At 62.9% G+C, this 21,385-nt stretch carries 16 protein-coding genes; 9 read left to right on the top strand and 7 right to left on the bottom strand.

From position 1 onward, the window contains the following. Position 1 precedes the first annotated feature (1 nt). A complete protein-coding gene (locus tag HG718_RS15400; RefSeq protein ID WP_205345615.1) occupies positions 2–694 on the bottom strand; it encodes a cupin domain-containing protein in 693 nt (230 codons plus the stop codon). A gap of 88 nt (positions 695–782) precedes the next feature. Between HG718_RS15400 and HG718_RS15395 the strand changes: the two genes are divergently transcribed. Continuing rightward, complete coding sequence (locus HG718_RS15395) at positions 783–1,331, top strand: D-glycero-alpha-D-manno-heptose-1,7-bisphosphate 7-phosphatase (protein WP_160586483.1); 549 nt, start codon at positions 783–785, stop codon at positions 1,329–1,331. A 53-nt stretch (positions 1,332–1,384) separates the two neighbouring features. Here HG718_RS15395 and HG718_RS15390 read toward each other — a convergent pair whose 3' ends face one another. Then, on the bottom strand, positions 1,385–3,100 hold the full coding sequence (locus tag HG718_RS15390) for an N-acyl-D-amino-acid deacylase family protein (protein ID WP_160586482.1): 1,716 nt from the start codon (positions 3,098–3,100) through the stop codon (positions 1,385–1,387). Between the two features lie 71 nt (positions 3,101–3,171). Continuing rightward, positions 3,172–4,350, bottom strand: a complete 1,179-nt coding sequence (locus HG718_RS15385; RefSeq protein WP_160586481.1) for an acyl-CoA dehydrogenase family protein — start codon at positions 4,348–4,350, stop codon at positions 3,172–3,174. Positions 4,351–4,409: 59 nt separating this feature from the next. On the opposite strand from HG718_RS15385, the gene HG718_RS15380 reads away from it, so the two are divergent. Beyond that, positions 4,410–5,429, top strand: coding sequence for an NADP-dependent oxidoreductase (locus HG718_RS15380; protein ID WP_160586480.1), 1,020 nt, complete (start codon positions 4,410–4,412; stop codon positions 5,427–5,429). A 6-nt stretch (positions 5,430–5,435) separates the two neighbouring features. Further along, positions 5,436–6,050 (top strand): NUDIX hydrolase, encoded by a 615-nt coding sequence (locus HG718_RS15375; RefSeq protein WP_244624765.1) that lies wholly within the window; start codon positions 5,436–5,438, stop codon positions 6,048–6,050. An 18-nt stretch (positions 6,051–6,068) separates the two neighbouring features. Here the strand turns inward: HG718_RS15375 and HG718_RS15370 are convergent, their stop codons facing one another. After that, positions 6,069–6,434, bottom strand: coding sequence for a hypothetical protein (locus HG718_RS15370; protein ID WP_205345614.1), 366 nt, complete (start codon positions 6,432–6,434; stop codon positions 6,069–6,071). A 141-nt stretch (positions 6,435–6,575) separates the two neighbouring features. On the opposite strand from HG718_RS15370, the gene HG718_RS15365 reads away from it, so the two are divergent. The 6 genes from HG718_RS15365 (at position 6,576) to HG718_RS15340 (ending at position 12,187) form a co-directional block, all read left to right on the top strand. Then, positions 6,576–7,211 (top strand): glutathione S-transferase family protein, encoded by a 636-nt coding sequence (locus tag HG718_RS15365; protein WP_160586479.1) that lies wholly within the window; start codon positions 6,576–6,578, stop codon positions 7,209–7,211. A gap of 10 nt (positions 7,212–7,221) precedes the next feature. Further along, positions 7,222–8,250, top strand: a complete 1,029-nt coding sequence (locus HG718_RS15360) for a glutathione S-transferase N-terminal domain-containing protein (protein ID WP_160586478.1) — start codon at positions 7,222–7,224, stop codon at positions 8,248–8,250. A 32-nt stretch (positions 8,251–8,282) separates the two neighbouring features. Then, a complete protein-coding gene (locus HG718_RS15355; RefSeq protein WP_027840554.1) occupies positions 8,283–9,161 on the top strand; it encodes a crotonase/enoyl-CoA hydratase family protein in 879 nt (292 codons plus the stop codon). 29 nt (positions 9,162–9,190) lie between these two features. Next, complete coding sequence (locus HG718_RS15350) at positions 9,191–9,616, top strand: DUF1330 domain-containing protein (RefSeq protein WP_160586477.1); 426 nt, start codon at positions 9,191–9,193, stop codon at positions 9,614–9,616. 125 nt (positions 9,617–9,741) lie between these two features. Continuing rightward, positions 9,742–11,262 (top strand): CHASE2 domain-containing protein, encoded by a 1,521-nt coding sequence (locus HG718_RS15345; protein WP_160586476.1) that lies wholly within the window; start codon positions 9,742–9,744, stop codon positions 11,260–11,262. Then, positions 11,237–12,187, top strand: a complete 951-nt coding sequence (locus tag HG718_RS15340; RefSeq protein WP_160586475.1) for a hypothetical protein — start codon at positions 11,237–11,239, stop codon at positions 12,185–12,187. The genes HG718_RS15345 and HG718_RS15340 overlap by 26 nt, the downstream gene beginning before the upstream one ends. A 37-nt stretch (positions 12,188–12,224) precedes the next feature. Here HG718_RS15340 and HG718_RS15335 read toward each other — a convergent pair whose 3' ends face one another. From HG718_RS15335 to HG718_RS15325, 3 genes are read right to left on the bottom strand one after another with little or no spacing between them, the layout of a single operon-like run. Then, positions 12,225–15,275 carry a CHAT domain-containing protein gene (locus HG718_RS15335; protein WP_160586474.1) on the bottom strand — a complete coding sequence of 1,017 codons (3,051 nt, stop codon included), beginning with the start codon at positions 15,273–15,275 and terminating at the stop codon, positions 12,225–12,227. Further along, on the bottom strand, positions 15,272–19,576 hold the full coding sequence (locus tag HG718_RS15330) for a beta strand repeat-containing protein (protein WP_160586473.1): 4,305 nt from the start codon (positions 19,574–19,576) through the stop codon (positions 15,272–15,274). The genes HG718_RS15335 and HG718_RS15330 overlap by 4 nt, the downstream gene beginning before the upstream one ends. Beyond that, positions 19,576–21,363: a ShlB/FhaC/HecB family hemolysin secretion/activation protein gene (locus tag HG718_RS15325; protein ID WP_160586472.1), complete on the bottom strand. Its 1,788-nt coding sequence runs from the start codon at positions 21,361–21,363 to the stop codon at positions 19,576–19,578. The genes HG718_RS15330 and HG718_RS15325 overlap by 1 nt, the downstream gene beginning before the upstream one ends. Positions 21,364–21,385 lie beyond the last annotated feature (22 nt).

The following is a 21,385-nucleotide window of genomic DNA, read 5'->3' as shown; positions in this document are numbered from 1 at the left end:
CTCACTGTGCCGGGCCCGGCAGGTGCCCCCGCTTCACCCAGAACCGCACGCCATCAGGTGAGGCCACCGGCTGCTCCTGCCCTGCCGCACGGCGAATCCAGGCGCCGGCCTTGTAAAGATCCCCGCCATAGGAAAGCGTCCCGTCGAGCACAAACAGCTCTTCGCCACCTTGGCGGCTGGCCTCCAGACTGACACCCGGACGTAGCCTCTCGATTGCCACGCGCTCATAGTCAGCCTCGAACAGAACCTGCCGCTCATGGCCCGGTGCACCGGCTGGCAGGAAAGGGGCAACCAACGTATCGACATGCACAGTGCGGGTTTCACCCTCCGGCATCTGCCGCAGCTTGACGAGGATCACCGCACCTTCATCCGTATGCGGCGCATGGGAAGAACCGGGTGGATTCCGCACATAGCTGCCGACCGGGAAGTCCCCGTCATTGTCGGAGAATGTGCCCTCGAGAACGAGATACTCCTCTCCCATGTCATGACGGTGGGCGGAGAAACGGCTGCCCGGCTGGTAGCGAACGAGGCTTGTCGCTCGCGCCACCTCGCCGCCATCCCGCTCTATCATCCGGCGCTCCACGCCCGCCATGGGTGACGGCACCCAGTCAAGCGCTGCGGTATCCACCTCGGCAGGTAGCGACAGATCGGCATGCAGGGTGATGGGCTTCTGGCCGGAACGCTGATCCGTCACGTGATTGCTCCTTTGCCGGGCTCGCGATCTGTGCGTTAGATAGGCGCACCACTCACCTCGCTCCCCTCACTTCCGCGTGACCATCCCCTTGCCCCGCAAAGCTCTCTTCCTGGACCGTGACGGCATCATCAATGTGGACAAGGGTTATGTCCACGACCCCTCCGCCTTCGAGTGGATGCCCGGTATCTTTGACCTGACCCGCACAGCCCGCGACCTTGGTGCGTTGCTGATCGTGGTCACCAACCAGTCCGGAATTGCGCGCGGCTATTACAGCGAAGAAACCTACCAGACCATCACCCGATGGATGAGCGCCCGATTCGAGGCGGAAGGCGTACCGCTAACGCAGGTATATCATTGCCCCTACCTCAAGGGCCTGGACGGCAGGGATCATCCGCTGCGAAAGCCCAATCCAGGCATGTTCCTGGCGGCCCGTGACGCCCATGATATCGACATGGCGGCATCCGCCATGCTGGGCGACAAATGGACGGACATGCAGGCAGCTCGCGCGGCCCGCGTAACACACAGGGCACTGGTTGGCATCCCGCAGGATGGAGAGCCGAGCGGCGACGACGCCGAGGACGTCACCAGACTTGAGGACCTCGCAGCGGCAGAAAACTGGCTCCGCCAGATCCTCTGATCCACGAGCTCCCCGCAAATCTTCTCACAGCATGGCCCGCGTCGCCGGAGGCACTAGCTGCGCACCAGCCGCCCGGGCAGCGCGCCGGTGGGTTCGGCATTCTCATAGATGACATCACCCGACACGATGGTCGCCAGATAGCCGTCTGCGCGCTGCAATAGCCGACGTCCGCCGCCCGGAAGGTCATGGCGGATCTCAGGGGCGTGCAGCCTGAGACCGTCGTAATCGATGACGTTGATGTCAGCCTTGAGCCCAGGCCGCAGCAGGCCCCGATCCCGAAGCCCGACGGCTTTTGCCGTCGCCGCAGTCTGCGCACGGACGACGAAAGGCAGGTCCAGCTTGGGTCCGCGCGTCCGGTCGCGTGTCCAGTGCTGAAGCAGTGTCGTCGGGAACGAACCATCACAGATGGTGCCCATATGCGCCCCGCCATCGGAAAGCCCCATGACCGCATTGGGATGGCGCATCATCTCGTATGACGGGTCCAGAGACCCGTTCGCGTAATTGAGGAAGGGGAACAGCAACATGGCCGTACCCGGACCGCGCCCGCCATCGGCCAGCATGTAATCCAGCGCCAGCTCCTCGACGGATTTGCCCGCGCGCTCGGCCTGTGCCTTCAGCATCTTGTCCGGCGTGGGCTCATAATCCGGCACATCACCCAGCGGGAACATGAGCCCGAACTGGCGGATGAGTGACTGCACAAACGGGTGATCCGACGACGGCTCCTGCGAGAGCAGGCACGCCCGGAAGTCCGGGTCCGACAGCTTGGCCACCTTTTCGGCCAGCGGCGCATCTTCGATCTCACGAAAGGCCGGATAAGCCGTAAACGGATTGAGCGTCAGTTCGAGCCCGACCAGAATACCGACGGGACGCGGCGCAACCTGCGCCCGCATTTCAAGGCCACGCTCATTTGCGCCCTCGATTTCAGCCAGCAGCCACTTCCAGGCATCGGGAGCCAGATCCGTCTGCGCCACTGATATCGACATGGGCCGCCCGGATCTCTCGACGATGCGCTGGAACATATCCATCTCGTCGCGCCGCTTGCGGAAATCCGACACCACCTGGAGCACGCCCTTGTCGGCCTTGCCAATCTCCAGCGCGATCCCCATCAACTCGTCTTCAGCAGCCGTCAGTGTCGGGGTTGGATCGCCTTCCGATGTCTGGTGATTAAGGGTACGCGACGTCGTGAAACCAATGGCACCTGCCTCGACAGCTTCGCGGGCAAGCTTGCCCATCGCGGCGATGTCATCTGCGCTCGCCTTGTCGCGGTTCGCACCGCGCTCTCCCATCACATAGACCCGCAACGCGGCATGCGGCACCTGGGCCGCGAAGTCGATATCGAACTGCTTGTTCGACAGGCTGTCGAGATAATCCGGAAAGCTCTCCCAGTCCCAGGGCAGCCCATCAGCCAGAACCGGGAAGGGAATATCTTCCACGCCCTCCATCAGGCGGATCAAGCGGTCATGGTCCTGAGGTTTGCAGGGCGCAAACCCGACACCGCAATTGCCCATGATGGCGGTTGTCACCCCGTGCCAGGACGAGGGCGTCAGCTGGCTCGCCCAGGTGACCTGCCCGTCATAATGGGTGTGAATGTCAACAAAGCCCGGCGTCACCAGCGCGCCATCCGCGTCGATCTCACGCGCGCCCTTGGCCGTCACCTCGCCCACTTCGGCAACAAGGCCGTCCTTCACTGCAACATCGCCCGTGAAGATGTCACCACCGGACCCGTCCGCAATGCGGCCGCCGCGGATCACAAGATCAAACGAAGCCATCTGATCCCTCCCTGAAAGTCATGTGTTCTTGTTTTCGGAGCCAAGCCTAGCAGCACAGTCCCTGCCTGTCCCTATTCCGGCAACCCCAGCCGCGCGGCAATGTTGTTGCGCTGCATGTTGGACGACCCGCCGACAATCGGCATCCCCAGAATGTCCCGCACATGACGCTCCATGTCATAGCCGTCCGACAGGGCATAGGCCCCCATCACCCGCTGGCAAATGAGCGCGATCTCAACCGCCGTGTCGCCGATAAAGAGCTTGGCCATGCTGGTCTCAACCGAACAGGGCCGCCCCTCCTGCGCCAGCCAGACCGCGTGATAGAGCATGTGCCGGCAGGCCTGCAGTTTGGTCTTGGCGTCCACTAGGGCATGCCGAACCGATTGGTGGCCGGAGATCACACAGCCGAACTGCTCACGCTCCTGGGCATATTGCCAGGCCTCTTCCACCGCTGCCCGCGCCAGCCCGTAGGCCACCGCCGTAATCTCGATCTTCTCCACATCCAGCGTGCGGCCCGCAAGCTGCCCCCAGCCGCGGTTCCACATATCCGGCCCGCCCAGCACGCAGGACGCCGGCACCCGCACATCATCGAAATAGACATCCGACGACAGCGTGTAGCGCAGATTGGCATGCTCGATCGGCTGCATGGTGATACCCGGCGCTGACACCGGCACCAGCACGACTGAGAGGTTCTTGTACTTCTTGCCGTCCGGGTCCGAATTGACCAGGCAGTAGATGACATCCGCAAAATCCGCCCCGGTGCACCAGCGCTTGGCCCCGTTGATGACGATCTCATCCCCCTCCATGCGGGCCCGCGTCTTCACATTGGGAAGGTCGCCGCCCACATCCGGCTCCGACAGCCCATAGGCGAAGAACATCTCCCCCGCCGCAAGCTTCGGCAGCATCTCCGCCTTCTGGGCGTCAGACCCGTTCTCGGCCACATTGGCACCGCCGTAAAAAGCCGCATGGATGAACGGCCCGGCCAGAAACGCCCCCGCCTGCGCCAATTCTTCAATGGCTGCCACCGCCGCCATGAGGTCAACGCCGGCCCCGCCATAGGCTTCGGGAATCGTCAGCCCACAGATACCCAGCTGGCCCAGCTCCGCAAACACATCGCGCGGAAACTGATGCGCCTTGTCCCAGTCGCGCCGCTTCTCGCGCGGGGCTTTTTCGGCGACGAAGCGTTTGAGCGTGTCGCGCAACAGGCCCACATGCTCCGGCTCATCGATGAAACTCTGCGCGGCATTGGTCATTTCCGTTGTCCCTGAAGCTTGCTATGTCGTTTTCAACAACAAAGCAGGGAGACACGAAAATGGGAAGCACGACATCCCGCCGCTGGGTTCTGGCCGAGCGCCCCGCAGGCATCCCCGACGGCAACACCTTCAAGCTCGAGGAAGCCCCGCTGCCGGCACTTGAGGACGGGCAGGTCCGTGTCCGCGTCACCCATTTCTCCCTCGACCCCGGCATGCGCCCTGCTCTGTCGCGCGACACCTATGTGGGTGCCACGCCCATCGGCAGCCTCATCACCAGCGCCGGCGTCGGCGTGGTCGAGGAAAGCCGCAGCGACAGGCTCAAGGAAGGCGACTTCGTATCCGGCGGGTTCGGCTGGCAGTCCGCTTTGGTGGCGCGGGACAAGCATTGCGTCAAGCATGACCCCCGCCTGTTCAACGGCAATGTCACCCCCACCGCAGCCATCGGCATTCTCGGCATCCCCGGCATGACGTCCTGGTTCGGCCTCAAGGACATCGGCCAGCTCGCCGAAGGCGAAACCGTGCTCATTTCCTCAGCCTCCGGACCGGTCGGCGCCACCGCGGGCCAGCTGGCCAGGCTGATGGGCGCAGGCCGCGTCGTCGGCATTGCCGGCTCCAAGGCAAAATGCGACTGGCTGACGGCGGAAGCAGGCTTCGACGCCTGCCTCAACTACCGCGAAGCCGATGACCTTGAAGCCGCCATGCGTGAGGCCTGCGATGGTGGTGCAGACATCTATTTCGACAATGTCGGCGGTGAGATGCTGGACGCCGCCATCAATGTGCTGAAACCCGGCGGGCGCATCGCTGTCTCCGGTCAGCTGTCGGAATATAACCGCGCAGAACCGCACGGCATCCGCAACACCCTGCCCTTCATCACCCAGCGCTTGACCATGCGCGGCTTCGTGGTGCTGGATTTTGTCCGCGAGTTCGGCACAGCCGCCATTCAGATGGTTGAGTGGATCAATGACGGCAAGCTGATCTACCGCGAGGAGATCATCGACGGCATCGAGAATGCACCAGACGCCTATGCCGGCCTGTTCAAGGGCGACAGTTTCGGCCGCCGCCTCATCAAGGTCAGCTGATCGCCCGTGACTGATGCTGACACGCTCCGCACCCGGATGAAGGCGCATTTGGACGCCTTCACCCCCCGCCTCATTGCCGAGACGGAGTTGAAGCGCGCCAGCGTGGCCGTCATCGTCGCGCCGCATGCGGTAACCACAGCCCCTTCCGTCATCATCACCCGCCGTGCACCCCGCCTGAGCGGCCATGCGGGCCAATGGGCCTTTCCCGGCGGGCGGCTCGACGCAGGCGAAACAGCCCTAGAGGGCGCGGTGAGGGAAACCCAGGAGGAACTTGGCCTTACGCTGGAACCGGCGCACCTCCTGGGCCGGTTGGATGATTACGAAACCCGGTCAGGCTACGCGATCGCAGCCTTCGTCTTCTGGCATGACGCCCCGCGCCTCACGCCCAACCCGGACGAAGTGGCCTCAATCCATCATTTCAACGTCACGAGCCTTGATAGGCCGGATTCACCGGAGCTGCTCAAGGGCCCCGACCTCGACCGTCCGATCATCCGCATGCATGTGGACGACACGCAGATCCATGCACCCACCGGCGCGGTGCTGCATCAGTTCCACGAAGTGGCGGTGCATGGCCGCCCGACACGGGTCAGCCATTTCGACCAGCCGGACTGGGCGCGCTAAGCGCGCCAGCGCAATGACCTAGGGGTCAACAAAGGTGTATTCGCCGAGATCACAGAGATTGGCGTCATACTCCACATATTCGCCGCCATCATCCCATACCGCGCGAAGATCATACTCGCAGATGTCGCGCCCATCCGCGACAATCACCACAATCTCATTACCCGACGGCAGGACATAGCCTTCCGGAATGAGATTGCTGTTCCAGACATTGCTCTCCGGATCAGACACCTGGAACTCGACGATGTCAGCGTCTGAATCATTGATGATCAGGAATTCGAGATCTTCAGCCAGGGCACTTCCCGCAGGCAGAACCGCCGCAAGCGCTGCGATCACCGCTGATGTCGCGGCCTTCCCCATCCAGTTGGTCATGGTGCTCCCCCTCATGAACCTGTCCGCCAGCCCAACCGGCCGACATCCTTCACGGTAATCTCACTTACTACCCAAGGCAAAACGGTAAAGAGTCGCCAGCGCGTGTTGGTTCATTTATAACACCCGGCAAACAATTGACACTCAGGGAGCCAATAGATGCCGCTTACATTCTACGACTTCACCCCTGCCCCCAGCCCGCGGCGGGCACGCATTCTGCTGGCGGAAAAAGGGATCGACGTGGATACGGTTCAGGTCGACATGACCAAGGGTGAACAGCTTTCGGACGACTACAAAAAAATCAATCCGAGCTGCACCATTCCGGCCCTCGTTCTTGAAGATGGCACAGTGCTGACCGACAACGCCGGCATTGCCGCCTGGGCCGAGGCCTACAAGCCAGAGCCTGCTTTGCTGGGCACGACGCCTACCGAGAAGGGCATCGTGATGAGTTGGAATGCCCGCATCGACTTCGAAGGCTTCATGCCCGTGGCGGAAATTCTCCGCAATACGTCCAAGGGAATGCAGGATCGCGCCATCACCGGCCCGACGAACTTTGCACAACTCCCGGAGCTGGCGGAACGCGGCCGCGCCCGCCTCCCCCTGTTCTGGGACGCGCTTGAACAGCGCCTCGTAGGGCGTGAGTTCATTGCCACCGACAATTATTCCATCGCCGACATCTCCGCCCTGGTCTGCATCGATTTCTCCGCCTGGGTGAAGATGGCGCCGGGCGATGATCACCCCAACATCAAACGCTGGCACGCGGCGGTTTCCGCACGGCCCAGCGCAAAGGCGTGAGGCAAGTGCCATGACATTGCCAACACCCGTCACGCTCGCCGGCGCGCCGCCGTCGCCCTATACGCGCAAGATGCTGTCGGTGCTGCGCTACCGCCGCATTCCCTACAAGGTGATCTGGAAGCAGCCCCGTGAAATAGACGATCTGCCGCAACCCAAAGTGTCACTCCTCCCCACGTTCTACCTGCCCAACGAGGCGGGTGAACTGGAGGCGGTCGTCGATTCAACACCCCTCATCACCCGGTTCGACGAGGCCGTTACCGAGCGCTGTGTGCGCCCCACGGACCCGGTCATCCGTATGCTGGACGACCTTCTTGAGGACTATGGTGACGAGTGGCTGACCAAGGCCATGTTCCACTATCGCTGGTACTATCAGGCCGACATCAAGCAGGCTGGCGATGTGCTGCCGCGTGCCCGGATCAAGGCACCAAAGGAGAAAGACGCCCGCAAGCTGAGCCAGATTTTCAGTGAACGGCAGATCTCTCGTCTTTACGTAGTGGGATCAAGCGACACGACAGCCCCCGTCATCGAAGACAGCTTCAAGCGCCTCATAGAAATGCTGCGCGATCACCTGACCGCGCACTCCTTTCTGATGGGCGACAGACCCGGTGCGGCGGACTTCGCTTTCTACGGACAACTGACCCAGCTCGCCCAGTTTGACCCGACACCGACCCGCCTCGTGCTGGACATCGCACCGCGCGTCTATGCCTGGGTCCTGTTGATGGAAGACCTGTCAGGCGAAGAGCCCCACGATGATGGCTGGTTCACAGGCGACACGGTACCCGCGACGCTCAAGGCCGTGCTGACAGAAGTGGGCCGCGTCTATGCCCCCTTCCTGCTCGCCAATGCGACGGCTCTGATGGAAGGAGCCGAGGAAGTGCGCACAGAGATTGGCGGCGCCACCTGGGTTCAGAAACCATTTCCCTATCAGGGCAAATGCCTCGACGCCCTGCGCCGCTCCCACGCAGCGCTGAGCGAGGCGGACCGGACACGCTTTGACGATCTCATTGCAGGCACCGGCTGCGAGGCTATTTTCGCCTGAGACGCAATTCAGAACCCCGAAGGAGACACCCAATGAGCGAAACCACTACCGAGTGCTTTGCTGTTTCTATCGAAAACAACATCGCCCATATCCGCCTCAACCGGCCCGAAAAACGTAATGCCATGAGCCGCGCCTTCTGGTCCGAACTGCCGGAAATCGTGAACCGCATCGACCGCGAGGCACAGGCCCGGGTGATCGTGCTATCATCCACCGGCCCGCACTTCACCAGTGGCCTTGATGTCTCTGCGTTCGCAAGCCCGGAGATTTCCGGTGACGGCGACGACGCGGATGCCGACGCCAGACGCAAGGCACGCCTGTCGGCAGGGCAGACCTTTTATCAGAACGTGCTCGGCATGCAGGAGTCCTTCTCGGCCCTGGAGAAGTGCCGCATTCCCGTGCTGGCCGCGATCCAGGGCGGCTGTATTGGCGGCGGCGTGGACCTGACCACGGCCTGCGACATGCGCTACTGCACGGAAGATGCGTTCTTCACCATCTATGAGACCAAGATCGGCATGACCGCCGATGTCGGCACCTTCCCGCGCATCGTGAAGATCCTGCCGGAAGGGGTCGTACGCGAGATGGCCTATACGGGCCGCCGCATGATGGCCGCCGAGGCGAAGGATGTCGGGCTCGTCAACCGCGTCTTTGCGACCCAGGACGAGATGCTGGACGCCGTGATGGACATCGCGCGCGAGATTGCAGCCAACGCGCCGTTGGCCGTTGCCGGCTGCAAACGCCTTATCAATTACTCCCGTGACCACTCGACTGCGGATGCCCTGGACTACATCGCCATCTGGAATGCCTCCCACCTGCAGACGGAGGAAATCATGGAGGCGATGACGGCCAATGCCGAAAAACGCGAGGGCAACTTCGCACCCCTCCCACCGAAGCGAACCATCGGCGCCGCCTAGGTTGGAAACAGGAATTCAGGAGAGAGACCATGAAAGTCGAAAACCGGGTGATGCCGGACGAGAACCAGATCAAGGCCATGATGAACGATCCGGGTCCGGACGGCCCCATTGTCATGGTCAATCTCCTGAAGTTCCGCGACAAGGCGGCCTACAATGACGGCAGCGATGCCGACCTGTCCGGTCGGGAGGCCTATGCGCGCTATGGTGCAGGTGTGGCACCGCTGATCGAGAAGCATGGCGGGCGCCTGATCTTTGCCGGCCCTGTCACCTTTCTCACCCTGGGCTTTGCCGAGGAGAAGTGGGACCAGATCGCGCTTGTGGAATATCCCAACCGCAAGGCGCTGTTCGATATGTCCACCTCGGAGGCCTATCAGGCCATCTCGCATCACCGCGACGCGGGACTAGAAGGCCAACTCAATATCGAGACGACGCCGGACTTCGTGCTCGGCAGTTAACCAGCCCCTTTGATTGCCAGTGACCGCGCCGGTGCCAAGCCCCTGCGCGGGTGCCCTTCCCCGCCCCTTGCGCTAGTCTTGCTTTCGACAGAGAGAACAAGGCCATGCAGGGGAGCGTGGGGCGCGTGACGACGACCGTCGTGGATAACCATCAGAATCCGACAGAGAACAACCCGGACAAGGGCGGCGACACCAGTGGTGTCACGCGGCTGGTTGATACCGGCAAGGGCATGTTCGACGGCAACTTCCTGCTCAGCCTCGTGCTGGCGCTGGTGGTCTGGGCCATCTTGCGGACCCCAGAGGGGTGGCAGACATTTCTGGGTGAAGCTGATCGCGAAGTTCTACAGATCGCCTTCGAACTCAGGGTCAATCAAACCGTAAAGGGCACTGGCCCCATCCTCTTCCTCAATCTGGATGAGAGCGTCTGGCAGTCCGATGAGACCGACGGACCTGCCCTGGCTTACGCACCGCGCAAGGTGGTAGCCGACATGCTGGAAGCGGCCTACGGCATTCCAGGTTTCCCGCGACCGAAAGTCGTCGTGGCTGATATCGACCTCTTCTGGCGCACGCCGGAAGAAGCTGAGGAACAGCGCATCGACGACATTCTTACCCGCTGGGGAAACGACCCGGGCGCCCCCCTACTGGTCATGCAGCGTGAGGTGGTGGACGGGGACGGCCACCGCGACCAGCCGGCACGGGCGCGCGGCAGCGGGCGGGAGGCCATCATGGCCAATGCACCCGCAGGCAATCTCGTCTGGTCCGTTGCGCAGATCACCGGCGACGAGGTGGTCGGTGCCCGCTACATGTCTCACTATCTCTGCATCAAGACGCCCGCGGGCATCGACGTGGTGGCGGCCACACCGGTCTATGCGATCGCCGCACGAACAGCACCGGATGCCCGCAGCGCCGTGGCGCTGGTTAACCGGGCCATGGAAGAGCCGCGCCGCCATTGCCGCGGCGAGCGGCAGGAGACAGCCTTCGTGCTGGAGCGCACGGACCGGGCACCGATCAGCTTCATCCAGCAGGAAAGCTTCATCAATTATTCCGCCCACCCCGGCGGTGACCCGGTATCCGAACCCACCCTCGTTGCCGCGGACATGTTCTATATACCCGCGGGTTTCGCCAACGCGCCAATGGTATCCGGCCTTGCCTCAAGCAATGGCGTGGTCATTATCGGGTCCGCCGCCTCCATGGCTCGCGACCGGCACATGACACCCTATGGCCTCATGGGGGGAAGCATGGTCATCGCAAACATGATCCGCGGCCTTGAGGAAGGCGGCGAGATCGACCGCATGTATTGGCTGGCCGACGCAAGCCTCCTCACAATATTCGTCACGCTTATAGTTGCTTCCTTCTGGTACGCACGTATTGCGCGTGACTGGATTGGTCCGACATCACATCTGCCGTTTTTTGCCAGATTGATACGTTTGCCAATCAAATTGCTGACAAACCCTGTTATTGTTAAGCTCCTGATCGGGGTGGGGATATTCTGGATCAGCACTTTCGCCAGCTATCTCCTGTTGGACAACGGAATCTGGGTGAGCTTCGCCGCACCCGCCTATGTGGCGGCCTTGAACGAAGCGCGCGAGGATTTTGAAGAATTGATGGAGAGCCTGCGCAATGCCCGCAGCGAAGCCGCTTCTTGAGATCACCCGCACCTGCAAGGCCCGGTTGACCGGCACCACTGCCGCAGCGCTGGGTGCAGCCTCGCTCATGGTGCTGGCGGGCAGCATTGCGGCCCCCACAGAAGCTCTGGCCGCTGTTGGCCCGTGCACCTCGCCCACCGTCGCTTTCGTCAAGGATGTTCAGGGCAAGGAAGACAGCGTGCGCATTGCCCGCAATGGTGCCGAGGGAGCCCTTGGCGTCTTTTCGCCGCTGTGCACCGGCGACGTCATCAAGCTGGGGTCTTCCGCTGATCGGGTGGTAATCGCAGTCGCTGGCGCTGCTGGTCCGCGCGAGCTGCGCGGCCCCTCATCCCACACCGTCGGTGATGCCGAAACCGGCTCGCAGTCAGTTTCCGAAATCATCGAAGGCCGGCTGATGCCGCTGGGCGATCGCATGGTGGCGCAGGGGTTGGGCCGCTCCGCCGAGGAGTTCGGCTTCGCCCTTCTGGATCTCGAAGCCGAGTCCGCCCAGATCAAGGCTGGCTTCCGCCCGCTCTGGGTCGGCTGGATGGGTGGCCAGGCACCGTTCGAGCTGCTGGTTCTGGACCCGGAAGACCGGATCTTCGCGTCCACCACCCTATCGGACACATCCACCACCCTGTCGGCCCGTGACATCCTTCCGGGCCGCTATTCGATCGTGGTGAAAGACAGCTTCGGCCGTACCAAGCAGACCTTCTTCGATGCAGTGGACGCGGCACCGCCCGTGCCCGCCGTGGAGGCGCCGACCTGGATGGGTGCAGACACAGCCGCCATGTTCTCGGCCTTCTGTGTTGCGTCGGAAGACCCGTTCACCTGGTCCTATGAAGCCGCGCAAATCCTAAACCAGGCATCCGACAACGGCCTCGACCGCGAAGCTGCGATCGCCCTGCTCGCGTCTGGCGACACAGCCGCCCTCTGCCCGCTCTAGGCTATACGGCGTTTCATCAGCTGCTCCTGAAGAGTGATCAGCCGCCCAGCGTGTGGGTAGCATCGCCGATCACAACATAGGGCGCCCAGTAATAGGGATGTGCCGTCGCTTCAGCGTCCATCAGCTTGCCCTGGGCCTGCTTGAGAGCTTCATGCATGGGGGCTGACCGGGCCTGTGCGAAGAACCGCGTGGTGAGTTCATCGGCCGCCTTGTCGTCTGCCACCCAGTGCGTCGCAAGCACGGCGCGCGCGCCGGCATAGATGAAGCTCCGCACAAGACCGTCAAGCTGCGCCCCGTCAAACAGGGCCGCCAGACCTTGCGCTCCCTCCGCAGCTCGCGCCGTGTCGCAAGCAGCCAGAAAGACGAGATCAGCGGAGATATTCATGTCGAGGATCTCGGTCGCCGACAAAAGCGCGTCCCCCTCGCTCCCGAGGCTTGTCAGAAGCGACGGCTCGGTAATGCAAAACCCATCACCGAAAAAACCATGGGTGACAAAAACCAGCACCTGCTGATTGGCAATCTCCGGGTCCTGAAGCACGCTCTGCTCGGTGAAAGCAGCACCCGATATCGTCCGCCGACGGAAGTTCTGTGCAACACGCGGAGCAAGCGGTGTCAGTTCGGCCTGCAACGCTTCCTGCCCTGCGAAGATGCGACCGCATCGTTCCGGACGACCTTGAGCCACCATGCGCTCCGCATAACGATTGATCCACGGATCCGTTGCGCGCGGCGGCTGCGCAGGTCCGAATACTGTCAGCCCGCCGGTAGCGGCGGCCCGCTCGGCCCGGCGCGTCGCAACGAAACTGCCCGCACTCGGAGACGAAATAAACGCATAGTGCCGCCCCAGAAAATCCACCTGCCGGTAATCGCGGCTGCGCAACCCGCCATCCCCACCGGGCACACCGGCGACCAGCGCTGCAGGAGGCATGGATCCAAGGGAGCCCCGGGGCGAGAAGATGAGCGTTTCGACACCGGAGGCTTTCATCTCTTCATGCACCGGACCGAACACGCCCAGGAACAATTCATGCGCCTGCCCCACTGCGAACGGCACCGTACCGCCGCGACGGCTGCGCAAGGTTAGGCGCACGCGCCGCACAAGCTTGGCGGCATCAGCGCTTGTCAGCTCTGACTTGAACGGCCGCACCTTGCCGTTGAACACCGCATAGCCGAACCCGCCTGACCGCGTTGCGGTGAATGCCACAAAGGCCTCGCCCGGTCTTACTGCATCGACGAGGTCGGTCGCCGTCGCGCCCTTGTTGACCAGCTGCATGTATTTGGGTTGGGCGCGGCGGGCGGCATCCTCTGCCACATGCAACGCGTCCTCCGCTTCATCCACCGCCTTCCGCAAGGCCGCAAGCCGCTCCGGGTCAGCTGACCCGGCTTCTTCCTGCAATGTCTTCTGGGCCTCAGCAAGGGCGCGCTCGGTATCCTGCAGCACACGGATTTCAACAGCCGCTGTGTCCGACGACAGGCGCGCTGCCGCCTGCGCCATGGCGACGGCGGCACGAGGCTCCACCACATCCTCAAAGGCATTGATGAAATCGATCGTGGCGGGCCCGTTGGCCCCGCCATCAGCCCGCGTCACCAGCAGCGACAGATATTCACCTGCCCTATCCGGCGCAACGCCGAAAGACCCTTCGACGCTTGAAAAAAGGTCAAACGCCTCGCGGTAAGAGGCCAGCGCATCGACCTCTCGCCCATCCGCCTTGAGGGCCCGGCCGAGGCTTGTCAGCAATTGGGCCGTCAGAAGTGAGCGTGGCTCACGCCGACGCCAATCCGCCAGGATGGAGGACAGCGACGAAACAGCAGCCCCCGCCCGTCCCTCTTTGAGCGTTGCAAGGGCCTGCTTCTCACCGATCAGCGCCTGCAGCCAGGGCGCCGAGCCCGGCGGTGCGGCTGCTACCCTGCGAGCTGCTTCGGCCAGCGCCTCCGCTCCGCCCTCACGTCCCCGCAGGTCGAGAAGCGATGCAAGGATGTAGGCCCGGTGCGCACGCAGGATAGTGGCCCGGATATTGGGTTCGAGTTCGGTGTCTGAATAAAGCGGTGGCACCTCACTGCCGCGACGTTGATTGACGAACTCCGCCTCCCGCGGGCTGATCACCGTGATTTGCCCGTCATCAACGAAATCATCGAAGGCAGCCACAGCGCCCGTCGTCTCCGCACTGAAGGGGGATTCAGCCAATGCCTGCGCGTCGCGCAGATCCCCCTTATTGAGCAGATGCACCGCGCGATAGTTGGTCAGCTTGTCACGCAACCAGGCGATATTGAGCGTAGCAAGGGCGGCATCCGTATCATCCAGCAGCGTCTCGGCTTCCGCGAACCGACCCTGACCTGAAAGGTTGAGAGCCAGGTCCAGGGCAATATCCGCCCGGCGCTCCGGATCACCGCCAAACAGACCATCCTGGATAGACACCGCGCGTGCAAAGTCATCCGCGGCAAGCGCGAAGCGAAACGAAGCGTTGCGCTTATGCCCGCGCCGCCGCAATACCTCCTGGTCCTGCAACGCCACAACGCCGGGCAGGCCTTCAACCTCGCTCATCGACAATTCGACCGGTGCTTCCTTACCCGCGAGACCGGCCACGCCACGCCGCAGCACCGGCAACAGTGCCGGTAGTCCACGGCCCGCAGTCACAAGGCCATTACCTTCATCACGCACCGCGACGTCGCGGAAAAGCGCGCCGGACGACTTGCCCGGGCAGGTCAACTGATCGGACAGAATGCCGTCTCCATCCGCAACCCCGCCGGTGACGCTCCGCCCCCGGACGCACCCATCAAGAAAACCCTCAAGTGAGGCGGCACTCTCCTGCGGATAGACTTGAATTATTCCTGCAGGTCGCCGCCACGCGCCGCAGAAGACGTCATACTGGGCACCAAGCCCTGCGAGCTGAACATCGATGCGGCGGCTGGCGCGGCAGGCCTCCCCGTCCGCGCTGGCACCCAGATCAAGCGCTTCCGGCAGGCCGCGCCCGGATGCGACACCGCCACCAAATCCGGCACCAGCGCTGATCGTCTCGCACCCCGCAAGGACACCGGCCATCAGCAGCACTTTAACGCGCGAGGCAAGCCCGGCTCTGGAAGCAGCACTCCTCATGGCAGGCCGATCCCCCACAGGCTTTCATTACCCGCACCGGCAACGCCGCCAAGATCATCCTCATCGTCTTCATCATCGAAGTCATTGTCTTCGAAGCCGAGAAGAGTGTTGTTGGTCAGCGAACTGAGCGCGCTGTTACGCGAGCGGGCGCTTTCCTGCGCCTCACGCAGAATGGCGATGGAACAGCTCGCGGAATTGCCGATCACGCAGAGATTGAGCCTCAACTCGCCGTTCTGCACCACGCCGGCGTCAAGTAGGTTGGGTTCCAACCCCGCATCGAAACTGCTGATCCGTTCACCGGCTGCGTTGATCACGACACCGAACAGATTAACCCGGGTGGGACCGCCTTCTGCAGCTTCGATCGTGGCGTCACCACCTGTCGCCTCCTGAAAGACGACGCCCTTGCCTTCCTGGCCGGTACCCGTATTGAGCTGGACGATCTCGCCAGGCGATGCCAGACGCAGCTGATCCGCTGCGATGAAGACATGTCCTTCAGTGGCCTGGAACTGACCCAGATTGGGTTCAGCGAGGGTCGCCAGATCAAGGTCACCATTGGAGGCATCATAGGCGTCGAAGAATGCCTGGGTGCCGATCACGATGTCTCCCCGGCTCGACAGGCGCAGGGATTCGATCCGTCCGCCCGTTGAGTCCTCCCCCAACGAGCCGCTAACGAGGATCAGCTCCGGACGGGCATCGGTCCCGCCCTCCTGATAACCAAGCTGCAGGCTCGGCAGCCCACGCACGTCACCTCCGGCGATGATGCGATAGGCGGCTCCAGTTCCAAGCTGCAGTTCCCGAAGCATCGCTGGGTCGAAGGTAGCGCTCAGCAGGGCAAGGTCATTGTTCCCTGCATTGAATTGGAGCTTCGACGCGCTGATGCGCGTGATCTCCGAAGCATCGAGCGTGAACCCCTGCGGCAGCCTGAAAACAACCCCGTCCGACCCGCCCGAACCGCCCAGAACGATTGTACGTCCCGTGCCTGCCGGCGTCAGGTTGAACTGGTCACCGGCGGAAATCGTACCGGTGAGATCAAGATCAAGCACGACGAGCGATACATCCGAACTCGACGCGATCTCATTGATAACCGCAGCACCGGACGGTGCCTCGATCAGGAGAATGCCGCCGACCGCATTAAGGTCGCCTGCCACATGCACGTTGCCGGACAAGGCCTGCAGGCTCGCAGTCCCGCCCACGGTCGACGACCCGGTGACAGTCACCGCACCGCCAAGAGCACTGAGGTCGTTGCCGATGTTCACATCATTGAGGGTCACGGTGCCGCCAATGGCGCGGGCCGTCAGCCCTGCATTGGGCCCGGTGATGCTGCTCGTGCCGGTGCCGGTGACCGACCCGGTAAACGCCTCGAGAAGGATCTGTCCCTGCGCGACGAGATTGCCGATGAAGGTGACAGCAGCGCCACGCAGGGTGAGATCACCCGGTGACGATACCCCGTCCAGCGACACCACCGCGACCGGGGCGGACACGTCCACAGTACCGCCCGTCGCCGTCAGCGACCCGCCGCTGGCTGTCACACCGCCCGTGGCAGCGTCTATGTCGATACCGCCGCCAGCGGTGACCGGCCCCGACAGCAGAACCGCACCTGCATCAACGTCAAACAGATTGGGCGTCGAGATATTGCCGGCGGTAGCAGTGAGTGACGCGGTGCCCGTGCCGCCATTCACCGCTCCGGTAAGGTCGACGTCCCGGGCGGCGACAGTAACGCCTGTCGCGCCGGAGAGGCTTGTTACATCCACATCGCCATTGGCCGCCTCAATGACGACGGACCCAGTCGTAGACGAGACGGAACCGGTTGCCTGGGCATTACCCGTGCTTGCGGTTACCGCCACATTGTTAGAGGCTGTCACGGGGCCAGAGAGCGAAACACTGGTGCCGTCGACGTCGATCGATGTCGCAGACGAGATGTTGTTTGCCCCGCCGCCACTAGCCGTCAGTGCCACCGCGCCGCCCGTCGCCAGCAGGATACCGCCCGCACCGGTGAGATCGATGTCGGTGCCGCTGACGGTGATGCCGCCTGGTGCCGTGACATTGCCGACATCTACCGCGTCGCCGGTGGAGGTGACAGAGGCTGTAGTCGTGGCCGTCACGTCACCGACAGTGATCGTCCCGGGCGCATTGAGGGCAACCGAGCCGGATGTGGTGGACACCATGTCCCCGGTTGAAGTCGTGGACGAAATCCAGGAGGCAGTGGAATCCACAGTGATATTGTCACCACCGCTCAGATTGCCGTGCAGGGCCACGAAACTGTGCGCGTCGATATCGATAGCACCGGCGGACAAAATGCCATCCGTTGCTGTTCGTGCCGTGAGTTGAACGAAGCCGTTGGCCGACCGGACGGACCCGTTTGTCCCGACGAGATCGATATCCGTGCCAAAGAGGCCGACGCTGGTCGCACCGGAAATGTCGCCCACATCAATTGAATCGGTGTTGAGCCCGGGCCCGCCGATGACAACGGTGCCGCTCGCAGTAACATCGCCCAGGGTGATGTTGACCGGCGTATCAACCCGCACATTGCCGGCAGTCGCCGTGACATCACCGGCCGTCACGTTGCCCACATCAGCCAGGATATCAACGCCTGTCCCCGTCAATGGGCCGGAAAGGGTTACAACGTCACCATCGATATCAATGGCACCCGCGGCAGAAATGTTGTTAGCACCGCCGCCGGTGGCCGTGATAGCAACCGTGCCGCCAGATGACTGCACGGAACCGCCCGCACCCGTGAGGTCCACATCGGTGCCGGAGATAGTGACACCGCCAGGGCCCGTCACATTGCCGACATCTACCGCACCGGCGGATGACACGACCCGTGCTGTCGTCGTTGCCGACACGTCATCCACGTCGACCGCACCAGTTGCATCGATTGACACGCTTCCGGCGGAAGCGGTCAGCCCATTAGCCGCCACACCACCGTTGTCCGCATCAATATCAATGCTGGTCGCCATCACCGGTCCCGAAAGGCTGACGTTGTCGCCGTCGATATCAAGCACACCGGTTGAAGAAATATTGCTGGCCCCACCGCCGGTAGCCGTCAGCGACACGGCCCCGCCGGTCGAAGCGATACTGCGGTTGGTGCCGACAATGTCGATGTCCTGAGCCGTGAGCGTGATATCACCCGTCGCCGTCAGATCACCGGCATCAATAGCGCCGTTTGAAGCGATAAACGAGATCGTGCCCGCCGTTGCATCGAAGTCGCCGCTGGTGGTGATGTCGCCAGATGTGGCCGTGAGCGCAATGTTACCGGTGCTGCTGGCACCACCGCCGGTGCTGGGCGGTCCCGCATTGCCGCCGATGGTGATGGCGGTGCCTTTGCCTGTCGCCGTATCCGGAGCGACGATGGTCATGTTGTCGGTCTTGATAGCGTCTGTGGCCGTGGCGCCGAGGGTACTACCTGTGATGTCCACACCGCCGAGCAGGAAAACGTCTCCGGAAAGGGCGCCCACGTCTTGGGCCTCCACGAGGCCTTCCATGTTGAGGAAGGCGCCGCCGCCGGCCCGGGAGGCATTGGCGATTACCCGCCCGCCAATGGCCCGGCCTGCTGCCGTCTGGTGCACCACATCACCGCCGGCACCAACACCGGAGGACGCAGTATCGATAATGAAATCAGTCACCAGAAGCTCATCAAAGGCCGCGCCGTTGTTGCGTGCCGTACTGACAAATTTCAGCCGATAGGCTTCCGCCCCGCCCAGCAGCACATCGCCGTGGGACGAGGTCAGATCACCAGAATTGGTCACGACTGGCGCCACCAGCGCCATCAGACCCTGCGCATCAAGGTCACCCGAATTGGTGACAGCACCGGCACCACCGGCGAAGGCATAGGTATCTGTGGTCGGATCAAGGGCAATGAACGTGGCCGGGTCAATGTCGGCACTTGTGGCAAGCAGGCCACCCACATCCACATTGGCATTGCTGCCGAAGGCAATGCCGGACGGATTGAGCAGCCACACATGACCGTTGGCCTGCAACACCCCGTCGATGACGCTCTGAGGAATGGGGCCGCCACTGCCGATTACCCGGTTAAGGGCAATGGCCTGATTGCCCGGCTGCAGAAACGTAACGCTCTGCCCGTTGTCGATCGAAAACGTTTCCCAATCGATAGCAATCCGGTCGCTGCCCTGAGTGATGACGACAGCGCCGGGCGCTCCCCCAATGGAATTGGCGGCCGCGTCAGACGCCTGCACGATAGAGCCGCCGCTTGGGTCAGCCAGCGCGGGCGCAGACGGGGCGGCAAACCCCGCTCCGGCCAGCAGCGCCACAACCGATACTCTGTGGAGGCGAGCGCGGCGCATCAGCTTCCCTCCGCCGCGGGAAACAGATCCGCAACCGTCTGATACGCGTCCTTGGCAAGCTGCCCCACATTGGTGGTGAGCGAGAACAGCACGCGCGGACCGGGAACCCCTTCGTTCAGGCCCAACGGCTCGCGCAGCGGCTCCGCATAGGTGAATTCGGCGCGGGCATAGTCATCGATATTGATGCGCACGCCGGTGCCCCACGAAGCCAAAGTGCGGTTCTGCACAGCCAGCCTGTCGCGGTTCCAGTACTCGCCGATATCGAAAAAGCCGAAGAATTCCAAATGGGTGCGGCTGTTGAATGGCCGATAGCCGAGCCCGGCGATTTCTGCCGCGACGGCGATGGCTGCATCGCCGGTGGCAGCGCCGGGGTCATAGCCGCGGACGATGGTGTAGTTGCCGAAGGAGAACTCCTCCACTGCCATCAGCGGGTCACGCGCATGCTGACCTCGCGCGGTCACATCCAGACGCAGGGTTTGGAAAGACGGGGTGGTCACGTTGACCTCGCCCAGCAGCGACCAAGCATTGGGCCGGGCTTCCGTTCGCGCCAGGGTCCGGTCGCCTTTCTTGCTGGCCCGCAAGATACCAACGCCCTTCCGCGCCTCGATATGGCCGCGCGCCGAAAAGCCGTCGACCTCGGCTTCGGCTTCGGCACCCAGATAGGCAACACGCGTGCGGTCATCCGACAGGAGCACTGTCTTCTGGAACAGCTCGCCCTTGAGGTTTGCATAATCAAGGCCGCCATAGAGATCGACGAGCAAATCACGGTCCCGGTAGATCGGGTGGCTGACCTCCAGATTGGCGGTCACGCTCTCCGTGGTCGCGCCCAGGGTCGCCACTGTGCCGGACGGCTCTGCCTGGCCATAGGTACCCTCCACCCGAACCTTGAGCCCGCCGGACGTGAGGGTTCGCTCATAAGCCAGCTGGCCGACAAACTGCTCTCCCCACTCACGCGTGGTAAAGAAGGAGGCCTGAAACTCATCGCCGAACAGAGCAAGGCCCGGCACCCGCACCAGACCGGTAACACCTTCCCGGCCCAGGTTCTCGGCCCCCCAGTTATGCGCGTTGATCAGGAAACGTGGCTCTTCGCGCTCCGCCTCTGCGATGATGCGCATGGTGCCCGGCCCCTCGGTGCCGCGCGCAAGAGACACACGAGCATTAAGCCCCGGCACATCGGAGAGAGCTGTTACGACCTGCTCCACCTCTGATACCGGCACAGGGCCAAGACCATTGAGCCGCGCAAGCTGTGCTTCCGCCTGGCGCTTGGCAGTGGGCGACGAACCCAGGACGACCACACCTTCGATTTGCCCTTCAATGACCTGCAGGCGCACGGTGCCCGCTTCCACACGCTGCGGCGGGAGCACGACACGCACATAGGGATAGCCCTCATCTCTGAAGATCCGCTCCATGCCAGTGGCAATGCCGCGCAGCTCTTCGAGGGTTACGTCCGTGCCCAGCTTGCCGTCCGCAGCAGCAAGCAACTTGTCATCTGTCACCGCGCTTTGCTGCGGCAGCTCACTAACCCGTTCAATGATGATCTGCTTGAGCGGCAATCGCGGCGCGGCTTGCGCGGGCGCTGCGGCAGCTTCGGCCTCGCGGGCCAGCTGTGCCTGCTCCGAGGGCGGAATGGTGCGACGGGCACCTTGGGCTTCACCCCTGTCATCTAGTGCTGCAGAGGCAGGCGCAGGCCCGGCATCGGCAGGCCCCCGGGAGGCGGACAGGGACGTACACCCGGCCGCTCCCGTGGCCAGACCGGCCATCAGTGCCAAAATGGCATAAACCCGCACGAAATTTGCCCCCCAAAGGACC

It is taken from the genome of Pyruvatibacter mobilis, from assembly GCF_012848855.1.
Classification (GTDB): domain Bacteria; phylum Pseudomonadota; class Alphaproteobacteria; order CGMCC-115125; family CGMCC-115125; genus Pyruvatibacter; species Pyruvatibacter mobilis.
The sequence above is the reverse complement of the archived record's forward strand: the minus strand, read 5'-3'. Positions and strand labels throughout refer to the sequence as shown.

What these genes read in the sequence shown, in the direction of transcription:
- HG718_RS15335 (WP_160586474.1), bottom strand. Translation starts at nt 15,275, where the DNA reads ATGAGGAGTGCTGCTTCCAGAGCCGGGCTTGCCTCGCGCGTTAAAGTG.
- HG718_RS15385 (WP_160586481.1), bottom strand. Translation starts at nt 4,350, where the DNA reads ATGACCAATGCCGCGCAGAGTTTCATCGATGAGCCGGAGCATGTGGGC.
- HG718_RS15380 (WP_160586480.1), top strand. Translation starts at nt 4,410, where the DNA reads ATGGGAAGCACGACATCCCGCCGCTGGGTTCTGGCCGAGCGCCCCGCA.
- HG718_RS15355 (WP_027840554.1), top strand. Translation starts at nt 8,283, where the DNA reads ATGAGCGAAACCACTACCGAGTGCTTTGCTGTTTCTATCGAAAACAAC.
- HG718_RS15340 (WP_160586475.1), top strand. Translation starts at nt 11,237, where the DNA reads ATGCCCGCAGCGAAGCCGCTTCTTGAGATCACCCGCACCTGCAAGGCC.
- HG718_RS15330 (WP_160586473.1), bottom strand. Translation starts at nt 19,576, where the DNA reads ATGCGCCGCGCTCGCCTCCACAGAGTATCGGTTGTGGCGCTGCTGGCC.
- HG718_RS15350 (WP_160586477.1), top strand. Translation starts at nt 9,191, where the DNA reads ATGAAAGTCGAAAACCGGGTGATGCCGGACGAGAACCAGATCAAGGCC.
- HG718_RS15360 (WP_160586478.1), top strand. Translation starts at nt 7,222, where the DNA reads ATGACATTGCCAACACCCGTCACGCTCGCCGGCGCGCCGCCGTCGCCC.
- HG718_RS15390 (WP_160586482.1), bottom strand. Translation starts at nt 3,100, where the DNA reads ATGGCTTCGTTTGATCTTGTGATCCGCGGCGGCCGCATTGCGGACGGG.
- HG718_RS15365 (WP_160586479.1), top strand. Translation starts at nt 6,576, where the DNA reads ATGCCGCTTACATTCTACGACTTCACCCCTGCCCCCAGCCCGCGGCGG.
- HG718_RS15370 (WP_205345614.1), bottom strand. Translation starts at nt 6,434, where the DNA reads ATGAGGGGGAGCACCATGACCAACTGGATGGGGAAGGCCGCGACATCA.